Source organism: Streptomyces sp. NPDC046727 (assembly GCF_040645635.1).
Lineage (GTDB): Bacteria > Actinomycetota > Actinomycetes > Streptomycetales > Streptomycetaceae > Streptomyces.
The window spans coordinates 1-23863 of record NZ_JBEYYR010000060.1; the positions used below are offsets into that span (position 1 = coordinate 1).

At 69.4% G+C, this 23863-nt stretch carries 22 protein-coding genes and 2 pseudogenes; 11 read left to right on the plus strand and 13 right to left on the minus strand.

The features are described from left to right. Positions 1-110 precede the first annotated feature (110 nt). The 3 genes and pseudogenes from ABZ937_RS40885 to ABZ937_RS40895 all read left to right on the plus strand — a co-directional run. Positions 111-715: pseudogene (locus ABZ937_RS40885) on the plus strand (IS5 family transposase); the annotation flags it as partial. A gap of 69 nt (positions 716-784) precedes the next feature. Continuing rightward, on the plus strand, positions 785-1381 hold the full coding sequence (locus tag ABZ937_RS40890; RefSeq protein ID WP_361700243.1) for a hypothetical protein: 597 nt from the start codon (positions 785-787) through the stop codon (positions 1379-1381). Positions 1382-1680: 299 nt separating this feature from the next. Next, the gene (locus ABZ937_RS40895; protein ID WP_361700245.1) at positions 1681-2103 is read left to right on the plus strand and encodes a DUF4158 domain-containing protein; all 423 of its coding nucleotides are present in this window, start codon (positions 1681-1683) and stop codon (positions 2101-2103) included. Between the two features lie 252 nt (positions 2104-2355). Here ABZ937_RS40895 and ABZ937_RS40900 read toward each other — a convergent pair whose 3' ends face one another. The 7 genes and pseudogenes from ABZ937_RS40900 to ABZ937_RS40930 form a co-directional block, all read right to left on the minus strand. After that, positions 2356-6126 carry a trypsin-like peptidase domain-containing protein gene (locus ABZ937_RS40900; RefSeq protein WP_361700302.1) on the minus strand — a complete coding sequence of 1257 codons (3771 nt, stop codon included), beginning with the start codon at positions 6124-6126 and terminating at the stop codon, positions 2356-2358. 21 nt (positions 6127-6147) lie between these two features. Beyond that, positions 6148-6495: a trypco2 family protein gene (locus tag ABZ937_RS40905; RefSeq protein ID WP_361700247.1), complete on the minus strand. Its 348-nt coding sequence runs from the start codon at positions 6493-6495 to the stop codon at positions 6148-6150. 317 nt (positions 6496-6812) lie between these two features. Beyond that, a pseudogene (locus ABZ937_RS40910) lies at positions 6813-7058 on the minus strand (GNAT family N-acetyltransferase); the annotation flags it as partial. Between the two features lie 109 nt (positions 7059-7167). Further along, complete coding sequence (locus ABZ937_RS40915) at positions 7168-7686, minus strand: hypothetical protein (protein WP_361700249.1); 519 nt, start codon at positions 7684-7686, stop codon at positions 7168-7170. 194 nt (positions 7687-7880) lie between these two features. After that, complete coding sequence (locus tag ABZ937_RS40920; RefSeq protein ID WP_361700251.1) at positions 7881-8897, minus strand: NADPH:quinone reductase; 1017 nt, start codon at positions 8895-8897, stop codon at positions 7881-7883. A 103-nt stretch (positions 8898-9000) separates the two neighbouring features. Further along, positions 9001-9894: an aldo/keto reductase gene (locus tag ABZ937_RS40925; RefSeq protein WP_361700254.1), complete on the minus strand. Its 894-nt coding sequence runs from the start codon at positions 9892-9894 to the stop codon at positions 9001-9003. Then, a complete protein-coding gene (locus tag ABZ937_RS40930; protein WP_361700257.1) occupies positions 9891-10448 on the minus strand; it encodes a TetR family transcriptional regulator in 558 nt (185 codons plus the stop codon). The genes ABZ937_RS40925 and ABZ937_RS40930 overlap by 4 nt, the downstream gene beginning before the upstream one ends. Positions 10449-11068: 620 nt before the next feature. Between ABZ937_RS40930 and ABZ937_RS40935 the strand changes: the two genes are divergently transcribed. Further along, complete coding sequence (locus ABZ937_RS40935; RefSeq protein WP_361700259.1) at positions 11069-11275, plus strand: hypothetical protein; 207 nt, start codon at positions 11069-11071, stop codon at positions 11273-11275. A gap of 259 nt (positions 11276-11534) precedes the next feature. Here the strand turns inward: ABZ937_RS40935 and ABZ937_RS40940 are convergent, their stop codons facing one another. Continuing rightward, a complete protein-coding gene (locus tag ABZ937_RS40940) occupies positions 11535-11810 on the minus strand; it encodes a hypothetical protein (RefSeq protein WP_356303668.1) in 276 nt (91 codons plus the stop codon). Positions 11811-12445: 635 nt separating this feature from the next. Between ABZ937_RS40940 and ABZ937_RS40945 the strand changes: the two genes are divergently transcribed. After that, positions 12446-13918, plus strand: coding sequence for a sialidase family protein (locus tag ABZ937_RS40945; RefSeq protein ID WP_361700262.1), 1473 nt, complete (start codon positions 12446-12448; stop codon positions 13916-13918). A 186-nt stretch (positions 13919-14104) separates the two neighbouring features. Then, a complete protein-coding gene (locus ABZ937_RS40950; protein ID WP_361700265.1) occupies positions 14105-14314 on the plus strand; it encodes a hypothetical protein in 210 nt (69 codons plus the stop codon). Between the two features lie 191 nt (positions 14315-14505). Here ABZ937_RS40950 and ABZ937_RS40955 read toward each other — a convergent pair whose 3' ends face one another. Continuing rightward, positions 14506-15081 (minus strand): hypothetical protein, encoded by a 576-nt coding sequence (locus ABZ937_RS40955; protein ID WP_361700267.1) that lies wholly within the window; start codon positions 15079-15081, stop codon positions 14506-14508. Positions 15082-15588: 507 nt separating this feature from the next. On the opposite strand from ABZ937_RS40955, the gene ABZ937_RS40960 reads away from it, so the two are divergent. From ABZ937_RS40960 to ABZ937_RS40970, 3 genes are all read left to right on the plus strand, one after another. Next, a complete protein-coding gene (locus tag ABZ937_RS40960) occupies positions 15589-15924 on the plus strand; it encodes a hypothetical protein (RefSeq protein WP_361700269.1) in 336 nt (111 codons plus the stop codon). Positions 15925-17261: 1337 nt separating this feature from the next. Beyond that, entirely contained in the window at positions 17262-18059 is a 798-nt protein-coding gene (locus ABZ937_RS40965) for a winged helix-turn-helix domain-containing protein (protein WP_361700271.1), read from the plus strand. Between the two features lie 324 nt (positions 18060-18383). After that, a complete protein-coding gene (locus ABZ937_RS40970; protein ID WP_361700273.1) occupies positions 18384-18851 on the plus strand; it encodes a hypothetical protein in 468 nt (155 codons plus the stop codon). Positions 18852-19113: 262 nt separating this feature from the next. Here ABZ937_RS40970 and ABZ937_RS40975 read toward each other — a convergent pair whose 3' ends face one another. Both ABZ937_RS40975 and ABZ937_RS40980 read right to left on the minus strand, forming a co-directional pair. Then, positions 19114-19380, minus strand: a complete 267-nt coding sequence (locus ABZ937_RS40975; protein ID WP_361700275.1) for a hypothetical protein — start codon at positions 19378-19380, stop codon at positions 19114-19116. 744 nt (positions 19381-20124) lie between these two features. Next, positions 20125-21042 carry a DUF2690 domain-containing protein gene (locus ABZ937_RS40980; RefSeq protein ID WP_361700278.1) on the minus strand — a complete coding sequence of 306 codons (918 nt, stop codon included), beginning with the start codon at positions 21040-21042 and terminating at the stop codon, positions 20125-20127. Between the two features lie 115 nt (positions 21043-21157). Between ABZ937_RS40980 and ABZ937_RS40985 the strand changes: the two genes are divergently transcribed. After that, positions 21158-21679, plus strand: a complete 522-nt coding sequence (locus ABZ937_RS40985) for a peptidoglycan-binding protein (protein ID WP_361700280.1) — start codon at positions 21158-21160, stop codon at positions 21677-21679. On the opposite strand, the gene ABZ937_RS40990 is transcribed toward ABZ937_RS40985, so the two are convergent. Together ABZ937_RS40990 and ABZ937_RS40995 are read right to left on the minus strand one after the other, a co-directional pair. Then, entirely contained in the window at positions 21673-22539 is an 867-nt protein-coding gene (locus tag ABZ937_RS40990) for a helix-turn-helix domain-containing protein (protein WP_361700282.1), read from the minus strand. The genes ABZ937_RS40985 and ABZ937_RS40990 overlap by 7 nt on opposite strands. Before the next feature lie 66 nt (positions 22540-22605). Beyond that, positions 22606-22989: a hypothetical protein gene (locus ABZ937_RS40995; protein WP_361700285.1), complete on the minus strand. Its 384-nt coding sequence runs from the start codon at positions 22987-22989 to the stop codon at positions 22606-22608. 370 nt (positions 22990-23359) lie between these two features. Between ABZ937_RS40995 and ABZ937_RS41000 the strand changes: the two genes are divergently transcribed. After that, positions 23360-23812: a hypothetical protein gene (locus tag ABZ937_RS41000; protein WP_361700288.1), complete on the plus strand. Its 453-nt coding sequence runs from the start codon at positions 23360-23362 to the stop codon at positions 23810-23812. The last annotated feature ends 51 nt before the right edge of the window (positions 23813-23863 follow it).

Below are 23863 nucleotides of genomic sequence, written 5' to 3' on the forward strand. Positions count from 1 at the left end.
GTTGTGTTGTTTGTTTTTTCGTTTTTCGTTCCGCTTCGTGGCCGGGGGGGCGATCCCCCCGGCCGCGCGCCGGGCGCCCCCCGCCCCCGCCCCCCCCCCGCCCGGCCCCCACCGTCTACCGGCGCTTCGCCCAGTGGAGCCGGGAGCGGGTCTGGGCCAGGCTGCACCGGGTCGTCCTGGACGAGCTCGGTGCCAGAGGTGAGCTGGACTGGTCGCGGTGCGCGATCGACTCCGTCAGCGTGCGGGCGGCAAAAGGGGGCCGCTGACCGGACCGAATCCGACCGACCGTGGCAAGCCGGGATCGAAAATCCACCTGATCACAGACCGGAATGGACTGCCTCTGTCGCTGGGCATCTCCGGCGCCAACATGCACGACAGTCTCGGCCTGAAGCCGCTGGTCCGCGGGATCCCGCCCATCCGTTCCCGTCGCGGTCCGCGTCGCCGGCGTCCCGCCAAGCTCCATGCCGACAAGGGATACGACTACGACCACCTGCGGCGCTGGCTGCGCAAGAGGGGCATCTGCCACCGGATCGCTCGCAAAGGCATTGAGTCCTCGACACGCCTGGGCTGTCATCGCTGGGTCGTCGAGAGAACCGTGTCCTGGCTCGCCGGATGCCGACGCCTGCACCGCCGCTACGAGCGCAAGGCCGAGCACTTCCTCGCTTTCGTCGGCATAGCTGCCGCCCTCATCGGCTACCGCCGACTCAGCAGCTGAGCGGGCCCAAGCCTGCTCTGTCGGTGGTAGCCCGTAAGGTGCGCGCAACGTCTCCAAGGAGGAGGGTCCGTGGGATTTTCGGGTCACCTGGTCTTTGCCCGTAGCAAGCGTCCGCTGCTGGAAGCACCCGTGTTCAACAGCATCAGCCACGAGCTGAAGGACACCGTGCATGCGTGGTGGCCGCGACCGGGTGGTTGGCAGACCCTCCAGTTCGATCACGGACTATGGGAGGACGCCTACCTGTCCGCCCTGGTCGGATGGACCGGCGCACCGGCCTGCGTCGCAGACGTCTTTGATAGCGATATTGCCCTCGTGACCGGGCTGGGAACCAACGGGCAGCGTTGGCAGGCGTGGCTCAACCTGGACAACGCTGCGGCACTCCTCACCGAGGAACCAGAGGACCTGGACGACGCGAGCCTGTGGGCGGGTACACCCGAGTTCAACGAGGCTGTGAGGCGCAAGCGCGCGGAGCTCGAGGTGGATGTTCCAGCCGGCGCTGAAGGCGCCCTAGTTTGGGCTGCAGCGGCTGGCATCCCAGCCACAGCGCAGCAGTCCGGGATCGAAGAGCTACTGCGCTCGCGGGACACCTTTGCGGAGGACCTCTTCAGCGTGCTGCTGGACCAGTTGGGCTTTCCCCAGGCCGCTCAGCCCTCACCCGAGCCATAAGAAACGGCGTTTTAGTCCGGATGGTGGCATGTCGCCCTCAGCTCCCATCGCAACGACGGCCGGCGCCCGACCCTGTTGGACGTGACCACCTACACGTCCGTCGCCCGCCTCCCGTCCGTCAGCCACAAGTTCGCGTCCGACGGACCTGGGCGGGATGTCTTCGGACGCCGGCTGGAGATGGCGCTGACCACAGCGTACGGGGAGCACGGCCAGTGGCCATGGCCCCGGACTCCTACCTCTGCCCCCAGGGGAAAAGTAACCACCGGGTAGCTTTCAGGTAGTCAGATATGCCGTTTCCCGTGCGGCAGGAGTGGTCGCCGGAAGACGTGGTCGCGTGCTGGACGCTGGTGGACAGCGACTGGGATCTGGTGGCGAACAAGGCGGGGACGACGCGGCTCGGCTTCTGCCTGATGCTGAAGTTCTTCGAGCTGGAGGGCCGGTTCCCCGATCTTCTGGAGGAGATTCCGCAGGCCGCGGTGGACTACGTCGCAGGGCTGGTGAAGGTGCCGGCGGCCGAGTTCGCGAAGTACGACTTGGCCAGCCGTTCCGCGAAGAACCACCGCAAGCAGATCCGGGAGGCGCTGAGGTTCCGTCCCGCGACACGGGCGGATGAGGACCAGCTGATCATGTGGCTGGCGGACGAAGTGTGTCCGGTCGAGCTGGTGGAGGACCGGCAGCGCGATGCCCTGCTGGTGGAGTGGGATTGGATCCTTGCCGGGTGATGCGCGGCTGTGCCGCGTAGCGCTGTTCTGCCTGTTCAGCGCTATGCGGTACCGGGGGGAAGAACCAGCGTGTGACGGCTCGTCTCACTCAGTCCGCTCACGCATCGCTCACGCATGTGGGACGTTCTCACCTGCGGCCGAGGGATCGTTTCTTGGCGCACCACGGGGGGCGAGCCGGATGAGCACGCCGTAAGCGTGTCTCTTGGGGCGTACACGCGGCGCCGCGGACTTCGGGCCGCAGGCAGAACGGGGTTACCCGGGCGACCGCCCGCAGCAGCGCTTGTACCTCCGGCCGGAGCCGCAGGGGCACGACGCCTTGCGCGGGGTAGCGAGCGCGGCCTCGGCTGGCGTTGACGTGCCTCTCATGTCCCGCGTCATGTCGTCGTTCTGTCGCAGCATGCTGCCTCGTAAACGCAACGCCAGGTCCAGGTCCTCTTGCGCCTGCGGCGACGGATTCTCTTCGGCGAGTCGGCTCCGCAGGTTGATGACCTCATTGATCACGTGGATTCTGCGTGGGGAGCCGACGCGATTCAGAGTCGCCGCGTGATGGTGTAGCGCTATGGCCAGTTCAGCGCGCTTGGCGGGATTCAGGACGGCCTCTGGTCGGAGCATGTCCACTGCTCGGCGCGCGTACTTCTCCGCCGCAACGTCTTCCCCGGCGTTCAGGAGGACGCGGACGAGCGAGGTTACCGCGACTGCGATGTTCACTCTCTGGGCATGGCGTGCGTCCTGGGACGCACTGATCGTCTCTACCGCTTTGGCTGCCGATTCCAGGCAGGCGGCCAGCTGCTGGCTATGTCCCTGGGCCAGGGCGAGGTCGGCATAGACCACCGCGAGGTCGGCGCGTGTCTCGGAGGTTGTGGGGTCTTCGGCCATCGACGCGCGAAGCGCGGCCACGGCCTGCTCCCCGCTGTGTACGGCGTCGGCGTACTGCTTGGCGTCCTGCTGAATGGTGCAGCGGGTGGCGAGGATCGCCCCGAGCAGGCGCTGGCGCTTGGTGTGGGGGAAGGGTGGATGGCCTGATTCCTCCGAAGCGGACCGGCACCAGTTCTCCATGTCGTCCAGGAGCTCCAAGGCGGGATGGTAGCGGCCACTTCGCGTCGCGGCGGCGGCGAGATTGCCGATCAGGTGCACGGTCTGGGACAGGTGTGCCTCGGGATGGCGTATCAGGTGCGGCGTCAGCTCGTGGATGCAGGTGACCATCGCGTCGAAGCCCTCCGCCGTATGACCGAGATCGAACAAGATCCCCGCGTGGAGGTCGCGAGCGCTGACGGACTCCGAGGTGTAGCGCTCTGGCCGCCGAGCGCTGAGGACCTCGCGTATCTCGACGGCCTCACGGGCCAGTTCCTCGGCCTCCCTGGGGCGTCCGCAGTGCACCAGGATGCCGGCGGTGCCGACCAGCGCGGACGCGAGCGTGCTCCGGTAGGCATCCGGGCGCCACGCGGCCAGGCTCTGCGCGAGGCGTACAGACTCCCGGGCGAGGGCTATTGACTGGTCGATGTTGCCTGTCTCCAGCATGGCGTCGGCGACGCTCTGGAGCGACCGGGCGATGCCCACCTGCGACTCGGGGTGACTGTCGCTGGACATCTCCCGTACGAGATTGAGGAGCCGAGCGCTGTGCCTCGGCGCTTCCCGATGCCGCTGCCGGGCCGTCAGGCCCCTCCACAGATCGCACAGGGCGTGAACCAGTGCCACCCGATAGCCGGCCGGGTCGGTGTCATAACGCCGCTCGTAGTGACGGACGGCCGCGCGGTCCGCGGCGAGCGCCTGCTCGGGGTGGCCCAGGGCCACCTGAGCGTCAGCCACCACCTTTCGCGCCAGTACCAGGTCGTCACCTCGCGACGCCGAATCAGGTGCGCCGTCCAGCGCGGCGACCGCCCGCCGCCCGACGGCGAGGGCCTGATCGTAGGCGCCGACGTGATAGAACCGGCGGCCGAGATCCACCAGCGTCCCGACGAACTCGGAGTGTTCGTCGAGGACCGGTCCCAGGACGTCCACCAGCCTCTGGTGCGCCAGCAGTGCCAGATCCGCCAGCGCGACGGTCCTGGTCGGTAGCGCGTTGATCACCCTGAGCAGGATGACCGGATCGTCCAGTGGCGACATGTCCTCCGCGATCGCGGCGACGAGCGGTCCAGGCTCGCGGAGTTCGACTGCGACCTCCACCGCGAGAGGCAGGAGGGCGGGGTCGAGGTGCACCAGGCGTGTAAGAAGCGGGACGAGGTGGTCGTGACGTGGAGCGGCACGGCCCAGGACACGGAGAGCCTGGTGGACTTCGCCTTCCTTCGCCACGGGCGCCAGAGCCTCGACAACCTCGGGTGTCTGCCGGAGCACGCGGGCGACGTGCTCCTCGCCGAGGAGATCGGGCTGGAGTGGGGACAGCGGCCGGTCGCCGGGGTGGAGCTGTGCGGCCCAGGCAAGACAGCGGCTACGGACCAGCTGCGGCTGATCGCCGAGGTCGCCGACCTGCGTCAGCAGGCGGTTGGCGGCATCGCGGTCAGCCGGCGCGTAGAGCGTGGCGACGGCGACCACCTGGTCGAGGATTTCCGTGCCCAGGTCGAGGTCTAAGGCAGCGGCGGCGCGGCGCCAGTACCTGCGCTCATGGTCGAGGACCCGGACGGCAGGGTCGCGCCGGGTGGGGTGGGCGTCGGGCTTGCCGCCGTCGTCTGCGGCGTCGAGCAGCGCGGCCAAGGCGGCCATGTGCAGCGTGAGCGTCAGTCCGTAGCGCGTCTCGTCGAGGTCGGGCGGGGGCGGTACCGTCGCCGAGTCCATGCCGATGCGGTCGGCGAACGCGTCACGGGCCTGCCGGAACATTGCCCGGCGGTCGTCCACATCCGGTGGCAACGGCTCCAGCGCCAGCTCGTCGGCGCCCAGCAGCAGCGCGGCCAGCGACTCGTCGGCGTCCTCTCGCAGTTTGTCCAGCCAGTCGCCGACTGAGCGAGCCAGGAGGAGCAGGCGCAGGCGCGGCGCGGTCGTGAAGGCGTTGACGATCGTCCTGATCTGGGGAGCCAGCGTCTCCGCGTAGTCCACGATCAGGAGGCAGGGCCCGCGACGCCGGGCCAGCGCGGCGATCTCCTCCTCTGTCGCCGTGGGACGTACGAACCCGGCCGTCCACTCCGGTCCGATGCGGAGACACAGCTCGCGCGCCAACCGGGTCTTGCCTTGGCCACCGGGCGCGGTGACCAGCCGCACCGACGCCTGGCCCGCGTCCTGGCACCACTCGGTGAGCCATCGCAGCTCGTCCTCCCGCCCGTGGAACGGGACGATCCCGAACTCTCCCCGCAACAACGAACTTGGAGGCGGCCGCGGTGGCAGCTGTGCGTCGGCGACGAGTGCGGCGAGCCGGGGCACCATCGGCAGGGCGCCCTGATCCGTGACGCCGAGCCGACGCAGCCACGGTGCGGCATCCGGATGTGAGAAGGGGACGACCGAGAGGTCCGAGGTGCCGCGCGCCGACGCGTGTTCGCCCACCACCCCCACAAGGAGATCACCCGCGAAGACCGGCGCCCCACTCATGCCGGACCACTCCGATTCCCCCGCGCGTATCCTCTGCTCCGGCAACGCACGCGGTTCGTGTGTGACCTTGAGTGACAGTAGCCCCTCCACCAGACCGCTCAGCGGTGGAATGCAGCCCCTCACCTCCACCGTCTCCCGTACGATCCGGCTGGGCACGGGCGCGTCCCTGTGGACCTCCTGGGAGACCGGGTAGCCCACCGACCAGCAGTCCGCGACGATCTCGCCCCCCGGCCCGTCCCGGCGCACCAAGGCCAGCTCCACCCCTGTCGCCTCGTCGCCGTCCGGCACCGGCAGCAGCGCCATGTCGCAGCCGTTCGGGTCGCCGATCAACGCGCCCTTGAGCAGCGCCGGCCGCTCGACCTTGTCCGGCCCACGCACACTCACGCTATTCGCACCGGCAACCACGTGCGCAGCCGTCAGCACCTCTCTGCCGACCAGCAGCCCCGACCCGTAGCGGTAGCGGGGACTGGTTTCAAACTCCGCGATAACCTCCACCACACACCGCGCCATCGACACAGCTCGTCGCCCCTCCTAGTTCTTCCAGTCCTCGTCCTCGTCAGCCACCTTTATCGGCTCGCCGTCTCTGTCCTGTGGCGTCCCCAGCACCAGCGTGACGGTCTGTACCGTCTCCCGCGCGATGCTCCCCGAACCGCCCACCTCCGCGCCGAGGAACGGCACCTTGAAGCCCACCTTGCCGTCCTTCCCCCGTGTCAGGCCCACTTGCAACTCGACCGTGACGGACTCGACCGGGAACGTTACCCCCGCTGACTTCGCCTCGCGCTGAGCCTCCGCCAGCTCCCTCCGCAGCATGTCCAACGCCGCGAACAGACCTATCCCATGCTCGTCGTCCTGATTCGAATTCCGGCTCTGTCCGGCCATCGCCGTCCCCCTAAAAGCGGTTAACAAACGCTACCGACACTACTGCGCTGGTGGTGGCATGTGTACCGGCCGCGCTGCGGCGGATCCTGGAGATGACGGGCGTCGACCAGGTTCTGCAGGTCTTCGACACCATCGTCGAGGCGGAGGCAGCCCTTGGCGTCCGGGGGAAGGCCGCTGGCGCACGCGGCCCGGGACGCCATGACCCATACGGACTGCGGCCCACGCTCGACGGCCCCAGCCGGGCGGGGCTGTATGTGGACGGGGCCGCCGCGTCCAGGCCGCGTCGTCCGGTACCGCCGGCATGTCGCGGGTGCCGGTCAGTGACAGGCGCGGACCATCACAGTGAGGACCGGCGAGGCCGGTGACGGCTGGCTCTGCCCGATGTCCTCGTACCTCCACGACCTGTACAGCGCGTGGACCTTTCCGTCCCCAGCGGCTGGGTTGACCGTGAGCGTGACGTACGGCTCGTTGCGTGTGGCAAGGAGGGCGTCGTGGATGCGCCGGGCAGTGCCGGTCTTCCTCCACGCCGGCCGGACACCGATTTCCTTCAGGGCCACGGCTGGATCGTTTAGCCACCAGGTCCCGGAGCAGCTCAGCCGGTGGGCAGGACGCGCGGGCTCAGGGCCAGGAACCAACGGTGCGACGGGTCAATCGGCCCGGCCAAGGTGCTGCTCAGTCCGGCACCCGCGTACGGAAGTCCGTCAGGCGGGCCGCCACCTCCACAGCGTTCTGGTCGAGCCAAGCGGTCAATTTCGGACTGGCGGCCGCCTGAGCCTCACCGCCCCGCGGCGGCTTGGCCATGTGTCGTTCGATACGAAGGCTGATCAAGGCCAGGACGTCCGGGTCGTCGAAGTAGGCCGTGTGCAGCAGCGCGCGGTCGACCGGCAACTTCCTCGTCTTGATCCACTCCCGGAACTGCGCCAGCGGCAAGTCCGCTAGGGCGGCGGAGGCCACGAGGGCGCGGATTTCAGGGCCGAGGCAAGCCGCCTGCTCGTCCGCATGGCGATCGAGACGCTCGGCGAGGTCATCCGGCAGGCCGGCGGGAGATCGGCGAGCGGAAGCGGCCAAGGTGAGGCGTAGACCAAGGCCGTATGGAAGATGTCGGACGCTTCCGTGCAGCGTATTTGACGCCTGGCGTGAAATCCACGGGCCAACCACCTTGTTGAATGGAAAACGGAGAGTGGTGGCCACTGGTGCGAACGTCGGACTTCTTAAGTCATGGTTGTGCGGGATCTCAGGTTCCGTGTCGGAGTCTCACGGACGGGTCGGATGGTTGTCGGATCCGACGCCAGCCGTGAGACAGTCCAGGTCACCGGCTCGACGGTCCATCTCGCTGCGGGGGCGCCAATCCCCGCCATGGCGGGTGGATCGCACGGCGCTGGGCGTCACGGCGCGACGTCCACCAGGACCTTGCCGACGGCACCGCTCTCCACGGCCCGGTGCGCGTCGGCGGTGCGGTCGAGCGGAAAGCGGGTCAGCGGCAGGCCGTGCTCCGCGCCGACCGGCAGGGCGTCGTCGCGGACTGCGGCGGCGACGTCCTGGGCGGCCTTGGCGCGCGCCCCCGGTCCGGCCGTGTAGAGCACCAGGAACTGGAAGCGTGCGTTCAGCACCATGTTCTGCATCACGTCCAGCTTGACCGGCTTACCACCGTCGTTGGCGTAGGTTGCGATCGTGCCGCGTGTCCGCAGCACGGCCAGGTCCAGTGCGAGGTTTGCGCCGAGCGCCACCTCGGCGACGATGTCGACGCCGTCCGGGGCGATCTTGCGGATCTCGGCGGCCGGGTCGTCCTCGCGGTAGTTGATCACGTGGTGGGCTCCGGCGGCGGTGGCCAGCCGGGCCTTCTCCGGGCCGCTGACCGTGCTGATCACGATGGCGCCGGCCCATCGGGCGAGCTGGATCACCGCGTGCCCGACCGCCCCGGCCCCGCCCGCGGCGAGTACCACTCTGCCGTCGAGCGCCCCGGGCCGCAGCCGGCGTGGCCCGTCCTCGGCGACGGTGAGCGCGCGGTGCGCGGTGAGCGCGGGGACGCCGAGTGAGGCGCCGACGTCGAAGCCGGCCTCGTCGGGCAGCGGCACGGCCCGTTCGGCGGGCACGACGGTGAACTCGGCGGCGGTACCGGTGGGCCGCCCGGCGGCGGCCATGAACAGCCAGACCCGCTGGCCGATCCGGCCCTGGTCGATCCCCTCACCGACGGCGTCGATCGTGCCGGCACCGTCCAGGTGCGGGGTGACCTCTGCAAATCCCTTGGGGGTGGCGCGGGAGCGGGCCTGCCAGTCGGTCGGGTTGACCCCGGACACGGCAACTCGGACGCGAACCTCGCCGGGGCCGGGCGCGGGCAGGTCACGGTCGACGAGCCGAAGAACGTCGGGGCCGCCGTTGTCGCTGTAAATGATCGCCTTCATGATCCGTCCTTAGAGCATGGTGAAGTACGGGTCCCCGGCGCGGCCGGGGATTTTCGTCAGGGTGTCCGGCGTGTGGTCGCGACCTGGGTCCCGATGGTTGCGGTCAGCCGATGGGGACCTCGTTGGAGCGGGACGCGACGGCATCGAGGGTGGCGAGGGCCGCGGCGTCGAAGGCGATCTCGCCGGCCGTCATGTTGGCCTCGAGGTGGGCGGCGTCGGCGGTGCCGGGGATGAGCAGCACGTGTGGGGCGTGGTGCAGCAGCCAAGCGAGGCCGACCTGGGAGGGCGTGACGCCCAGGGACTCGGCCACGGCGTGCACCGCCGGCTCGTCGGTCGCCTTGGGCAGGCCCGGGAAGGCCCCGCCGAGCGGGAAGAACGGCACCCAGGCGATGCCCTCGGCCGCGCACAGCCGCAGCATGTCTTCGTCGTCGCGGCAGACGAGACTGTAGGCGTTCTGCACGCAGGCGATGCCCGCCGGCAGGGCGCGGCGCAGGCCGTCGAGGGTGACGCTGCTCAGGCCGATCGCGCCGATCTTGCCTTCGTCGCGCAGGGCGGTCATCACCGCGAGCTGGTCGTCGAGGTCGACCACTTGGTCACCCTCGGGACGCAGGCCCGGGCCGGTGTCCAGGCGGCGGAGGTTGACCACCGAGAGCCGGTCGACGCCGAGGCTGCGCAGGTTGTCCTCGACGCTGGCGCGCAGTTGCTCGGGCCGCTGCGCCAGACGCAACGGCACGCGCCCGCCCGGGTTGGGGTCGGCGCCGACCTTCGTGACCACCAGGACGCCGTCCTCGGGGCGCAGTGCTTCGCGGATCACGTCGTTGGCGAAACCGAAGCCGTAGAACTCGGCGGTGTCCACATGGTCGACGCCCAGCTCGACCGCGCGGCGCAGTAGCGCGACGGCCTCGCCGCGGCGGTCGTGCAGGCGCTCAAGCTGCAACGCGCCGTAACCGACGCGTAAAACGGTGCGGCCGGCGAACGAAGCGGTCGAGGTGGTCATGACGCTGTCTCCTCGGTCGGTGATTGCAAGGCGGTGTACAGCAGTTCGGCCTGATAGAGCGCCATCACCCGGTGGGCGATCGGGGTGGCGCTCTCCCGGGCCTCGGCCGGCTCGTGCTGCCCGGCTTTGACCAGCCACGCCGTGACGCAGTCGTGCAGCATCGCGTGCATCCGGTCGGTCATGTCGACGACGATGTCGCGGATGGCCGGGTTGGTGGTCGCCTCGCCCCAGGTCTGCACGCCGACCCGGGCCTCCGCGGGGTCGATCGCCGCGATCAGGCGGGCGAGCAGTTCGTCGGGGGCGGGCGGGGTGTCACTCGCGGCGTACTCGCCAAGGACCTTGGCGCGCTCGGCGAGCACCTCGCGGGCGGCTGCCTGGACCAGGTCGGCCTTGTTGCGGTAGTGCGCGTAGATCGAGCCGGCCGAGAGCCCGGACTCGGCGATGATGTCGGCGATCGAGGTCCGCTCCAGGCCGTTGCGGCCGAAGCAGCGTACGGCGGCCTCAGCGATCTGGGCGCGCCGGAGTTCCTTGCGCGCGTCGGTGAGCCGAGGCATCGCGGTTCCCCCGTAAAAAGAACGACGGTTCTGCTTGTGACAGTCTACAAGCAGAACCGGTGTTCTTTTTACGGGGGGTGCGTCACGCCCGAAATAATGCCCGGTCGTGACGACCGACCCTGCTCGCGACGGGCTCGCCAGGCGGACGGCGCTGTCGGCGGGCGTGGCCCCGCCGTCGGGCTCCGGATCCCGTTCCGTCAGCCGTATGTGGCACACCGCTGACCATATTCACCGGTACGTGCAGTTCGTACGACCCCACCGCCGCACTCACCCCGCCCATGACGACCCGACCGGCTGCTCCCGCAAGTGGCTCGCCCCGCCCTCGGGCCGCGAGGATGCGCCCTTCCTCGACGGGACGCATCATCAACGTCCCCCGTCGATGACTGCGCATCTCGAACGGGAAGGCGGGCCGTCGAGAAGACGACACGAGCCTGAGACATCAGCGTCCGGCACGTCGTGAGACGGGGAGCGAAGTCGCAGGCCAAGAGCGCGGCTTCCGACACGAGTCGCGAGAACCTACAGGTTGCCATAGGGGCGTTCAGGCACACGGTCCACTTGCCTGGAACAGTACGCTCATGGCCCAGTGGCGAGGCTCGTGGGCACGCAGAAGGGACGGGACGTTGACTGACCACCGCGATCGGGACGACTACGGGCCACACAGCCCGGACTGCGGGATCTCCTACGAACCTGATCCCTGGGCGGACCCCGAGCCGGTCGACGACCTCGACTCCTGGGAGACCGATTTCCGGGAAGAAGATCCAAACGACGATCATCTGGAAGCCCAGTGGGAACAAGCGTTCCGCGCAGGACTCATCACCCGGGAGTAGTTTGCCCAGCGCCGTCGGCTCGGCGCACCCTCGCCTTCTAGCTGAGTCTCCCTCGCTACAGGCCCGGCTCCGGCTCTGGGACGACGAAGCGCGCCCGCGAGGCAAGGCCGGGCACCGCGCCCGGGCGGCGACTGCCCGGCCCCGGAGAGGCATGACGTCACCGACCTCGACCGGCCGCATCGGTACGCCGCGTGTGCGTCGGCAGGAGCGGGGCGATGCCGATGTCCGGTACCGGCTGGTGCCTGCCGCGCGTGGTCCTCTAACGCGGTTCGTGGGCCGCCGCCCGGCAGGCACCGGTCGCGGCACCGCCCGCCACTCCGGCCCCGGTCAGCCCGGTCACACAACCCTGCAGGTCTCCGACCACGCCACGGCTGCAGGCCGCTGTGACGGAGTCGGAAGCGGTGGCACCGGCCAGTTCGGCCATCTGCGTGCAGGCGGGGATGTCCGCCCGGACCGCGGGAGCGGCGAGGACCGCACCGCCGAGGGTGAGGGTGAGGCCGGTGAGGGCACCGGCGATACGGGTCGACGTGCGCATGGGAAGCACCTGCCTTCCGGGTTGGTCGCGCGGTCCTGGTCCCGGCGGGCCGGATCCACGCGGTAAGGCCGCCTGGCGACGCTCGATCGGTGGTGCCCCGGCCGGCGGGCTCACATCGAGCCGCACCGGGACATGGTCGCCAGGCCGAGAAGAGGGCCCCGAACCGGATGAGACACACTCGGACCTCCACTGGCGGGTCCCTCACTCCAGCGTCGCACCCTCTCCCCCGCCCGTCCTGGGCAGCCGGGGGGGAGGTGCCCCAATCTCTTTCGTCAAGCCGGGTGAGGATGGTCGGCATGACGGATCCAGCAGGTCATCCCGCCCCACCCACCGTCTGCGCCAAGGCCGATCCCGTCGGCATCGCCGACCGGCACGCGGCCCACGGCCCTCTCCGGGGCCTACGAGACGCCCCCTTAACCCCACCACAACGGACCCGACCGGCACGGGCCCCCCCGGGCCGCCTCCGCCGTGCTCCTCGACGACCCCGGGGATGACTCCGTCGTTCGGCCCATCAAGGGCACCGGATGCAACGCCGAAAAGGATCAAGCGGAGTCGCCCCAGCCTCGCGTTCCGGTACACCTCCGCGCCCCGGCCACCTCCCGTACCCCGGCCGCCAGGCCCGGAGGAGATCCCGCATGCGCGTCGTCCTGCCCCCGACCGCCGTCACCACCGCCGCGCTCCTGCTCGTCACGGCCACCGGCACGACTCCCGCCGCGGCAGACCGGAACCCCGACGGCACACCACTGGTCAGGGTGTCCCAGGACGACCCGTACGCGAAGTGCACCATCGGCGCGAGGTCCCCCGACAGCGTCGTCTACCCGGGCACCGAGGTCGAGCCGTACCTGTCCGTCGATCCGCGCGACCCGAAGCGCGTGGTTACCGTGTTCCAGCAGGACCGTTGGAACGACGGCGGCGCCCGTGGCCTGGTGGCCGGCTGGACCAGGGACGGCCGCACCTTCCACCGGAGCACGTTGCCGTTCAGCCTGTGCGCCCCCGGCGGCGCGGACTACGAACGGGCCACCGACCCCTGGGTGAGCACCGGACCGGACGGCACGGTCTACGCCGGCGGAGAGGGCGTCGACTTCACGAAGAGCACGCGCAGCGCCCTCCTGGCAGTCACGTCCCGTGATGGCGGCCGCACTTGGCAGAACCTCACGACCACGCACGTCGACGAGCAGCCGTTCTTCAACGACAAGCCCACACTCACCGCCGACCCGATCCGCAAGGGCACCGCCTACCAGGTCTGGAACCGCCTCGACAACGACCCACCCGGCCCCAGCTCCCTCGACGGTCCCGGCTACATCTCCCTCACCCGCGACGGCGGCCGCACCTGGAGCAAGGCCCGGCCGTTCGTCGACACCAGCACCGTTCCCAACACCCAGACCATCGGGCATCAGATCGTCGTCGACCGGCGCACCGGCACCCTGTACGACTTCTTCGACCGGATCACCTACTCCGACGACCTGAGCACCGTCGTCGAGGCCCGCTACGAGGTGGTTACCTCGACCGACGCCGGAGAGACCTGGAGCGCCCCGGTCACCGTGGCCCGGGACACCTCCGTACCGGAGGTCGACCCGAACGACCCCACCAAACTGCTGCGCGACGGGACCACCGTGCCGAGCCCGGCCGTCGATCCCAGGACGGGCACGCTGTACATGGCCTACGAGGGCTCGGACTTCTCCGGCGGCAGGTTCGACTCCGTCCAGCTCGTGCGGTCCACCGACGGCGGACGCACCTGGGGGACCCCGGAGCTGATCAACCCCAAGGGCGTTCCGGCGTTCTCACCGTCGATCGCGGTCGACGAGCGGGGCACGGTCGCGCTCACCTACTACGACCTGCGCTTCCTCAGGCCCGGCGACACCACCACCCTGCCCACCGCCTACCAACTGGCCACGCTGCGGCACGGAAACCCGAAGCTCCGGACCGAACGACGGATCTCGCGGGTCTTCGACTGGCTGCAGGCACCGTTCGCCGGGGGCTTCTTCCTCGGCGACTACCAAGGCCTGGTGGCGGACGGCAAGGGAGTACGGGCGGTGCTCACCGAGACCCACTCCGGCGCACCGCAGAACCGTACGGACGTGTACACCACCGCTCTCCGCACCCGCTGACCGACGCGGACGACCACGTTGGGCGGGGTGGTCTCGTCGTTCCAGGGCCTGTCCGACGGGTCGCGTCACCGACCCCGCACCCGACCGCACTGTCACCCGAATGGCCCAACATGACATGCCACCCACATGGGTGAAGATCAAGCTGGCTAGTGCCCCAACCGAGGCAATCCGTGAAAGGGAAACCAAATGCGCATTCGACGAATCCTCGCCGCCGTCATCGCCACGGCAGCCCTCGCCGGACTCGGCCTCACAGGCGCCGCCACCGCCACCGCCGCCACCGCACAGGGTGCCCCATCCGACGTCAGCCCTTCTCAGTGCAAGCAAGGCGGCGGAACGGCCGATCTGACGGACAACCTCTGCAAGGGCGGTACGTACGACGGCGAGCGGATCGACTGAACCCCACAAGGCGCCCCGCAGCCACGCGCCGCGGGGCGCTCCCGCGCGAGCGTAGCCGGGAGGGAGTCGCAGGCGGCACGGAAAATGCCTCCCATCCGCGCCGAAAGCGCAGGTGGGATGCATGATCACGGAACCTGCTTCTTCTTGCCCTGGGTCTTGCCGAGGATCTTGGCGACCTGCGTTTCACCTGCTCAGAAGTAATGGGTTCGTGCGCCCGGTGATCGTCGTTTGTCGTCCTTGGCCACTGTCGAGCGACCTCGGACGGCCCAGAGACGGCCCAGCTTCGGCGCATCCTGCTGACGGCCGGCACTTGCCAAATGTCGGCAGCAATCATTCCGAGCGAGCCATCGAATGCCGAGCTGTTCGATCTGCGCGGCCTCTGTTTCGTCCAACGGCTCACGGCCGGTAGCTTTGCGCATGAAGTGCGGCTGGCTCCAACCCAACTTGTCGGCGGCCGCCATCTGCTCTGCGCCGAGAAGCAGCTCCAGTACGGCGTCACCGGCTGACGAGGTGAGCCAGGGTTCGCGTCCGAGTGCATCAGCCAGGTCGAGGCCGCGGACAGCGACTTCGACGACTAGGGTAAGCAGGAACTCCGACAAGAGCATGGCGTCGCCATGACGCGTCCAGATGGCACGGCCGGCCGGCTGGACCCGGCACAGCCGGTCGACCCGCTGCCAGGTCGCGGTGAAATCCTTGGCGAAGGCGGCACCATTAGCCGGCTCTGCTGCTCGGTCCTGAGCCAGATGGACGTGGTGCAGATCGGCCATGGGGCCGGCCTGTGCATTCCGGACCTGCCCTGACCGACTGTGGCCCGGCTCCCCCCCGGCGGCCGGGCCTTACCCCGGCTACGCCGCTGTCCCCGGCCCTGCCTCCCGCGGATCCCCGTGTGGCCGGGTCAGCCCGTCATCCGTCACCAGTCGGCGTTCCGGCTCGGTAGCGTCCAGCTCCCAGTAATACAGGCACTCCTCGCACCGGACCCCATCCACCAGTACCTCCTCCTCCTCCTCGTTCGGGCAGTCCGTGCCATCCCCACGCCCCGCACATCGTTCCGCAGTCGCCCCCATGGGGTCGACCGTGCGGCGTGCCCGCCGCGCCCGTGGAGAGGGCGTGCAGGGCGCACAGAGGCTCGGATCCGGCACCACGCCTCAGTGCCCGCCTACAACCCCATAAGGCGCCTTCCCACGGCACCCCGGCCGGGCCGTCCGGTGCGAACGCGATCCGGGTGCACACTGCCGCCCAGCACGCTCCACAGCCGATGCAGCCCTGGAGGCCCGATGAGCGAGAACAGCCCCGTCCTTCCCGGCTTCATCCAAGACCACGACAGCGGCCAGCAAACCCTCCGCGTGTGGTGCCGCTGGTGCTGCATCTGGCACGAACACGGCCACACCGCAACCCCGGCCGGCGACACCACCGACCGGACCGCACACTGCTTCGCCCCAGACAGCCCCTACAAGGACACCGGCTACAACATCCTCGTCAGAAGTACACCGTTCTCTGCAGCCCAGACGATGGTGCGGAAGGCGAGCGTCACGCAGGAGCGGTCGATCCGGGCCGGCAGGATCACCCGGACCGTGCAGCAACTCCGCGGCCAGGCGCCGCCCGCCGGCTGACAGCGAGCGTGCCGCCTTCGGCTGAGAGGCGCCCCCCACGACCCGCCCGCCGGCAGCCAGGGGAAGAGCTGGGAAGCCCCGGGCAGAAATGCACGGGGGCTTTCTCGCGTCCAAACTTGATCGGGTGGTCCTGCAGTCCATCACCCGCAATCGTGACCGCAGCACCCCAGGCTGGGGTACGTTGACCTCAACGGACTGCGGAGGTTCGCACCGATGTACGGAAGACTGGTGGTCTGTCCGGGCCGACAGAGGGTGTGGGGCACCCACTGCGCGCGTACAGGGCTGACAGCCTTCGGGCGGTCGGCCTTTACTGCGTCTATGGCCAACTACGGTCCGCTCCGGCCTTGTTCTACCGAAGCTACGGCGAAGCGGCAGGTAGCTCTCTGTAATCAGAGTGACGCTCGGTCAGGAACAGCGGGGCGGGGTCCGGGGACTTCACCGACCTGGAGGGCGGCGAAGTCGGCGTGCGCGGCCTCGACGGCTTCGAGGTACGCCTCGCGCTTGGCGTGCTCGGCGAGCGCCCGGTAGATGCTGGCGACGGAGGGGTTGTGTTCCTCGCACTTGCCGGATGATCAGGTCGGGCTGGATCTGCTCGACGGACTCGCCGCCCGCGCGGCGCCGCAGCACGGTGTGGAGCATGTCGTCGGTGATGACCGGCGGCTGGCCGCCGCCGATCGAGGCGGTGCGCGCCCAGCGCCTCTGGAGCAGACGGCGTAACCGCCGCACCGGCTTGAGACGAACGCGGCTACGCCATGTCCTACCTGGACGACGAATCACGCGCTGAGGACCGAGCGGAACACCGGTCAGGCGGCCGCTACGGGTTGCGATAGCGGTCTGCGGCTCCAGACACGCGAAGGCCCCGCCCGCGATTCACGGACGGGGCCGGCTGTGTCTGTTGGACCCCACGGTAGGTCGGCGGAGACGAGGTGCCCAGGCCATCCTCGACGTCCTCAACAGTGACTTTGGTGCCACCACCTGGCGTATGCCAACAGTCAGCGCCTATCTGCAGCTGAATCTGGCCCTCGGGGAGTATCGGAAGAGGACCGCTCCGGGTCAGGGCACAGGCAGCGCGTCGATGGCGGCCTGCCATGGGTAGGCGTCCAGGTTGCCGTGCCGTGGCTTGTGCGGGGTGAACCCGCCTTCGCCGAGCAGGATGGTGACGCCGGCGGTGCGCAGGGTCTCGACGCTTCGCGGTACGGCGGGGTGCTTGTCCTGGGCGTCGTTCCAGTGGGGGAGCGCGACGGTGGGGATCCGTAGCCCGATCGCCTCCGTGATCAGTCCCAGGGCCAGGGTGTCGGAGGTTCCTGCTGCCCACTTGTTCAGGGTGTTGCTGGTCGGTGGGCTTCCTCGCCCACCCGGCGGCCGAGCACATCGAAGAGGCGCTGGATCAGATCCGGGCTATGCCTGCTGCCCGGCTCCGGAAGGACATGGAGGTCTGGGCCGGCCGCGACCATCAGCGGCCGGTGCCGACCTGGACTCAGTCACTCGGCAGTGACAAAGAGCTGCTGCTGGAGTTGACCGATGTCGCAGCTCACGTGCACCAGCACGTCATCACTCCCTACCAGCAGCGCATCGATGCCCTCAGCGCTGCGGACCAAGCGCTGCGCAGACGTCAGGCCGCCCACGGCGGACTCCATACCCTGCTGCCCGGACTCAACCCCCGCCACATGAAGTGGAAGCCGCCTGTTCTGGAACTCACCATGGCCGACGGTGCAGACGACGACATTCATCTCTCCGGCCGCGGCCTGCTGCTGATTCCGTCGTTCTTCGGGGTCGCATCCCCTGTATTGGGCGTGAGCGCCGAACCCCAGCCGTATCTGACCTACCCTATCCGCCGTGACGACACAGACCTCGCTTTGCCGCCAACGGAGACCGCACGGGTCCTCAGTACCGTCCCCGACTCCCTGACCACGCTCCTCGGCCACACCCGGGCCATCGTGCTGTGGACCATCGCCCATCATCCCGGCAGCAGCACCACCGAACTCGCCCGCCATGCCGGTATCTCCCCGGCCAGCGCCAGCCAGCACGCGACCGTTCTACGCGCCGCCGGGCTGACCACCACCCTCCGCCACCACAACACCGCCCTCCACACCACGACCCCGCTGGGCACCAGCCTCCTCAACACCACCGCTTGAGACTGCGCCGCATATTTCGCGAAGGCGCACTCTCGGCTGGTTCCGCCCCTTTACGGTGCGTGAGCCGGACATTCAGAAACAGGTACTAAACTTGTCTTTTAGTGCTCGGCGTCGAACGCGACTCGAACTTGATTAGTGTTTTCGCAGTTCGGATCCGGACCTTCCTCTTCCGCTACGGGCATATGCGGTAACCCCGAAAGGTGTTCCACGGACGGCTCCCGGAGCAGCTCACCCGGGTAAAATTCCACAGGATCATGAGTTGCACGTGGGGAGCCATGCGTCCCCGCCGCCACAGCTCACAAGGAAGCGACATCAGGAGGAATCATGCTCAGGCTGGACGCCCCCATGGATGGCCCCTCCGGGTTCAGAACAGTGATTTCAAACGACGACTACCCGGAATCTCAGTACGGGTATACCGGGCCGGGGTGGAGCTGGATGTGGGTAAATTCCCCCTTCGCCTTATCTTTCGTGGAAGGACAGTTCACTCGCAGGGTTTTCAAGCAACACCAGACGTCACATCGCGACCTGCGGTCCTTCGTCAGCGAAAGTCTCGCACCCAACGACCCGCGCTGGTCCAAAGCATGCGCCGCCGCTCTTCGGGACACGACCGCACAGGAATTCATTCTGGTCTGCTCGATCTGGGCATTCGCCTCGTTCGAAGTCCGCTCGGGCAGGAGCGCGGAAGCAGGTACGGCCTTCTACAACGGATGGGTCGCAGCCATGAACGCCGATCCGCAGGCCACATATGCACTGCAGGGGTCCGAGAAGCCCACCGTCATAGTGATGAGCTAACCGCGGTTCCCATGCCATCCCACTCACCTTGAGGCGTTCCCGATTTCAGAACCAGGCCCTTCCCCCTGGCCTGCCATCCAGTACCGTCCGTCTCACGGAGGGGATTCGGGGGCCTTCGCCCATGTCACAGTCCGCTATAGGCGCCAGCGTCACAGAGACACGTGACAGGCGGCGCAACAGCCGTGCAGGCCGGTACGAGGAGATACGGGCGGTACGTCATCGAAATGACGTACCGCCCGCACTGGCGATCCCGTCTGCGACGTCAGGCCGGGATCCAGCCGCGGACTTCGAGGTGGGTCAGAGCAGCGCCCGCCTCGGGGCGGCCGGTATCGACCATCCAGTCGCGTAATGCCTGGGCGACGTCGCCGCCTGCCGCGTCGACCCAGGTCTTCCACTCGGCCGCGTCGAAGCCGGCCTCTCCCAGGCCGGGCCTGGCGCTGTTGCCGTAGGAGCGTTCCTCGGTGCCCGCGCCCACGCCGTGGGCGGACCGGTTGCCCGAGCTCGCCGCCCGCCCGCTGGACGGCGACACGGCCGGGGCGGTGATCGCGCGAGCAGCGAGCTGAGCGGGATCGACCCCGCGCGCCAGGCCCTGGTCACCGCCCGGGAAGCGGCACGGAAGAACGGGGGTGCCCAGAAGGAGAAGCCGAAGCGGCGCACCGGAACGGTCGTACGCCGCGACGGCCGCGAGCCGCTCGGGCTCGGCAGCGCGATCAGCATGATGATGACCGCCCGCTCGTTCCCGTCGACATAGCCCCCACCTCGTCACGGTCCGGTCAACCGCCTGCTACGCATGGTCAGTCACGGTCCGCAGTCCGACAAGAGGCCCGCTGGGAGGCGTACTGCGAGGCGGAGTTCGGCATCAGCCGCGCGCAGGCGTACCGGCTCCTTAAAGGTCGCCCGCTCCCTCGCCGTGATCCACAGCGCCGTCGCCGCCGACACCGAGACGTCTCACGCGACACACCGACCCGGTCGCGGACGCGCTCGATCATGGCCTGTCCCAACGCGCCCTGATCACCGTCTTTAGCCGCGCGGAGGACCTCGGGAAGCAGATGATCACCCACCGACCCTCGCCGCGCTCGCCCACAGCGGCCTGAAGACCCTCGATGAGCCTGCGGTGCGCACGGTGGCCCGCCGGGCCGTCCGCGACGTCCGCACCGCCTCGCCTCCGCAGCCCGCCGATCCGCCGGCGGAGCGCACGGTGGCCGCGCTGCGCCGGATCGTCGACGACCTCGCCACCAGCTCCTACGCTACCGGCGAGCTGATGCTCGAAGCTTTACGATGCCGAAGGGCGGGGCGGGCTGGCCGGTGACCCGGTCACCGGCGGCTCGGGGGGCTCGAGCAGGTGCCGTCGCCCGCCCGGCGTCGTGCAGCCGTGGCGGCCGGAGCGCAGCTGTGTGCAGGCCTTCACGCCGGCTGGGTCGAAAGCGGGAACCATGGCGGTGAACACGTCTGTGTCGTAGTGCACCCGCTCGCGCATGTGCCTGCCGTGCGCGGGGACCACCTCCGCGACATCGCCGGGGCGGCCCCAGCTGATGCGGGCCCAGGCGGCCCGGCATGCGTCGCTGTACCGCAGCTCCACGTATACCCCGTCCACCCGGACCAGCGCGGAGGTCCAGGCGTCTCCTGAGCACCCGGTGTCCCTCGGGTCGAGTCCGGTGCAGGCGTCCGCATAGCACTGTGTGTCCAGACCAGTCTCCGCGCCAGTCGTCCCCGTGTCTGTGGTGGTGGCTGGCCGGCCTGCGGTGTCATCCCCGCCTGCGGCCGAGAACGCGGCCGCGCCGGCGGCCACCGCGGCCGAGACGGCGAGGGCACCGGCCAGCCGCATACCGGACGGCAGCCGGCGCCTGGCCCGGACGGCCGGCTCTGCGGCATCGCCCGTCGGCTCCTCACCGGGCTCCGCCTGCGGTACGGTCGAGCTTCGCGGCCGGTTCCACGCCTGCTCCGCCAGTTCCCATAGCGCTGTCAGGGGTACGACATCGCGGTCGACCAACCGGCCCAGCGCCTCGACGGCCTCCCGAGGCGGCAGTGCCCTGCCGTTGAGGTACCGCTCCCACGCCGACTTGCTGTACGGCGTTCGCCCGGCCAGGGCCGCGAGACTCAACCCGCTGTCGTCCTTCATCTTCCGCAACCGGTCCACCAACACCTGTGCATCAGGTTCCAGTTCGCCCGGTAGATCTCGCCAAGCCCCCATTTCCTGCCCCCACCCCCATCAGTCACGGACGAATCGCCCACCGACGGTAAGGTCGCCGGCTCCCGCCGCAGAAGTGCACTGCTTGCCATTTCCCGCCACTGGGTAGAGGCGGGACATGGGGGTGACATGGGGACCGCGTCCGCTGCGCGGGGCACTCATCGTCGCCGTCACGGCCGTGCTGGCCTACGTACCGGCGAGCGCGACCGAAAGGCCGGTGACGTCGTACGTCACCGGTCGTGGCGCCCTCGGCGACGACTGGCGGGACGAGAGGCTGCTCGACGCCCGCGACCATCCGCGCAGTGACCTCGTCGGCCTGTGGCAGTCCGTGCTCTGGGCAGACGGCTACCTCTCCCGGGCCTTCGTCACCTGCCGCTACGACGCCCGTACCCGTGAAGCCACCCGCGTCTGGCAGAGCAACCACGGCTTGGTCGCCGACGGGGTCACGGGAGCCCAGACCTTCGGCTTTGCGAGCGGCAGACTGGTCACCCGGCCGCCCTGGGAGGTGTACGTCGGCGAGCGGTACGCCCTGCCGCTGCGCCGCACCGGCGCGGGCGTCTACGAGGTGTACGACGCCGGGCACTTCGTCCCGCTGCGCTCAGACGCGGCCACTCTGCACGTGTGCCGGGCCGCTCACTGAGCGATGACCCAGGAGGTGCCCGCCGACACGCCGACCTGATGGCCGGGCAGGTTCACGTTCCCCCTGGCCCGGCCGGGTGCGGCGCCCAACATGCCGGTGCGGGCGTCTCCGGGGGGTGCGGTCACCGCCCCGCCGTCGCCGGAGACGGTGAGACCCGATGTCCCGGCGCCGGGGGCGACCTCCGCCCACACAGCCCGGCAGACCGGGCTGTACCGGAGCGTGAGCGTGCGGTGGTCGGCACTGACCGCATGCACCGGCACGCTGCTCCGGTCACAGCCGAGCCGGTAGGGGTCCCGGCCCCGGCAGCCGTTGCCGAGACAGGGCGCGCCCGCGGGTGGCCCTGTCGTGGTGGGCAACGGCCAGGGCCACTCAGGCGCGTCCGGCGGCGCTCCTCGGGGCGCCGGGGAGCGGGATGCCGTGCCGGCGCCCCAGGGGCTCAGCAGTGCCAGCGACGAGGCCAACAGCAGTGCCGTCCCCAGAAGGGTGGCGAGCAGGGTCGTCGTGGGCCTCGGGCGAGGGGCCGTACCGGATCCCTCGTCGGCGGCCGCCTCGCCGTTCCGGGCCAGGGGCGCCGTCCGCTGCGATGCCGATTGCCGGGCGACGGGGGCCGTGGCCGATTCCCACAGCGCCCGCAGCCGGCCGTCCCCCTGAGAAGCCAGACGCTCGAGGGCGTCCACGGCGTCCCACGGGGGCATCGCCCGGCCGGACAGATAACGTTGCCACGAGGCGGTGCTGTAGCCGGTCTTCCGGGCGAGTTGGGCGAAGGTCCAGCCGTGGCGGCCCTTGAGGCGCCGTAGCTCTTCCAGCAGCCGCCGATGCGTCTCCGGAAGCTCCTCGGGCGCGGGCCTACGCAGCGTCACATCCGGCGCCGGGCGACACCGAACACGCGGCCTCCGGCCCGCCGTGCGGACGTACCCGACCGCATCTCAGCAGCCTGCCTTACCGTCGATGTGAACCGTGCTCACGGTGTCCGGCTGGAGCACCCTCCGCTCGTGGGGTGCCAGGCAGATGCCGTACGCACGGCCGCCGACCGTGGCGGTCGTGTGCAGGATTGCCCTCTCCTCGCCGAGGGCGCTGTACACCGCGTAGGCCCCGTAGGCGTCCGCGCCCAGTTCCTGCGGGAAGCGTGTCACGCCCCGGTAGGAAGCCGTCGGTCGCCCCTGCGCCCGGTCGTTCGCCGTCCTGTAGAAGCAGACGTCGAGTTCGGCGCAGCCGTTGGCGGCTTCCGCAGTGGCCGGTGGCGTTCCTGCAGCCAGGGCCGCGAGTGCGCCGGCCGTGACCATGATCACCGTCTTTCCCCCACGTCCCATGGATACCAGACCAACACACCGGGTGCGCAGGACAGAAGCGGATTTTCGGTCCGCCGCCGATGCGCGCAGCGCGCTCACCGGGGTGCCGGGCAGCTACGAGGCATCAGCCGGACATGAGGACTCGGCGCTGTCGGCTGTCTGCTTCTGTCCCGCGACAACAGCATCCCGTGCCACATCCGCCCAGGTCACAGCATGGGACGTCCCAGAAAACCATCACCTCCTGGCCGCCGCTGGAGCACCTGCTTCCTGGACGCCAATCTGGGTGACGCAGACCTTGCCCGACCGAAACACCGCCCGGCCCCAGCACGACCAAGGAGACCGCCGGGCACCACCGGAGTGCATCCGCACCCCACGTCGAAAGGACACATGCATGAGCCTGTCTGTCAGGCAGCTCCGCAACCGGGCCACGTCACTCGCTGTCGGTGTGGCATGCCTGAGCACCGCGGCCATCGGGCTGGCACCGTCGGCCCAGGCCGCCAACATCGACAAGTGGTCCTCCTTCTGGCAGCCGTGCGGCACCTACATGTGCCTCTACTACCACCAGGGACTCACCGGGGCGAGCTGGACGCCGACCTGGTCCTCCGACACGGACCTCGGCGGCAACAAGTTCGGCGACCACGGCACGGGATCGGACGGCGCCGGCCAGGTGGTGCGCAACAACGCGGCCTCGATGGGCAACAACACGACCAACTGCCGCGTAGCGACGTTCGTCTACACGAACTTCCAGGGTGACAACAACTGGCTCACCGCCGGTCACGCAGGCAACCTCAACAGCAGTCTGAGCAACAACGAAGCCTCGATCCGGGTGGACACCTGCACCTGATTCCCCCTTCTCGCACGACACGAGGACCGGAGTTGTCCGCCCGCCTTCCGA

Excerpts from the sequence above, each read along its gene's own strand:
- ABZ937_RS40925 (WP_361700254.1), bottom strand. The coding sequence starts at position 9,894 with ATGACCACCTCGACCGCTTCGTTCGCCGGCCGCACCGTTTTACGCGTC.
- ABZ937_RS40930 (WP_361700257.1), bottom strand. The coding sequence starts at position 10,448 with ATGCCTCGGCTCACCGACGCGCGCAAGGAACTCCGGCGCGCCCAGATC.
- ABZ937_RS40900 (WP_361700302.1), bottom strand. The coding sequence starts at position 6,126 with ATGGCGCGGTGTGTGGTGGAGGTTATCGCGGAGTTTGAAACCAGTCCC.
- ABZ937_RS40955 (WP_361700267.1), bottom strand. The coding sequence starts at position 15,081 with ATGGCCGATCTGCACCACGTCCATCTGGCTCAGGACCGAGCAGCAGAG.
- ABZ937_RS40995 (WP_361700285.1), bottom strand. The coding sequence starts at position 22,989 with ATGGGACGTGGGGGAAAGACGGTGATCATGGTCACGGCCGGCGCACTC.
- ABZ937_RS40985 (WP_361700280.1), top strand. The coding sequence starts at position 21,158 with ATGGGGGTGACATGGGGACCGCGTCCGCTGCGCGGGGCACTCATCGTC.
- ABZ937_RS40905 (WP_361700247.1), bottom strand. The coding sequence starts at position 6,495 with ATGGCCGGACAGAGCCGGAATTCGAATCAGGACGACGAGCATGGGATA.
- ABZ937_RS40920 (WP_361700251.1), bottom strand. The coding sequence starts at position 8,897 with ATGAAGGCGATCATTTACAGCGACAACGGCGGCCCCGACGTTCTTCGG.
- ABZ937_RS40980 (WP_361700278.1), bottom strand. The coding sequence starts at position 21,042 with ATGGGGGCTTGGCGAGATCTACCGGGCGAACTGGAACCTGATGCACAG.
- ABZ937_RS41000 (WP_361700288.1), top strand. The coding sequence starts at position 23,360 with ATGAGCCTGTCTGTCAGGCAGCTCCGCAACCGGGCCACGTCACTCGCT.
- ABZ937_RS40960 (WP_361700269.1), top strand. The coding sequence starts at position 15,589 with ATGAGCGAGAACAGCCCCGTCCTTCCCGGCTTCATCCAAGACCACGAC.
- ABZ937_RS40945 (WP_361700262.1), top strand. The coding sequence starts at position 12,446 with ATGCGCGTCGTCCTGCCCCCGACCGCCGTCACCACCGCCGCGCTCCTG.
- ABZ937_RS40940 (WP_356303668.1), bottom strand. The coding sequence starts at position 11,810 with ATGCGCACGTCGACCCGTATCGCCGGTGCCCTCACCGGCCTCACCCTC.
- ABZ937_RS40950 (WP_361700265.1), top strand. The coding sequence starts at position 14,105 with ATGCGCATTCGACGAATCCTCGCCGCCGTCATCGCCACGGCAGCCCTC.
- ABZ937_RS40970 (WP_361700273.1), top strand. The coding sequence starts at position 18,384 with ATGCTCAGGCTGGACGCCCCCATGGATGGCCCCTCCGGGTTCAGAACA.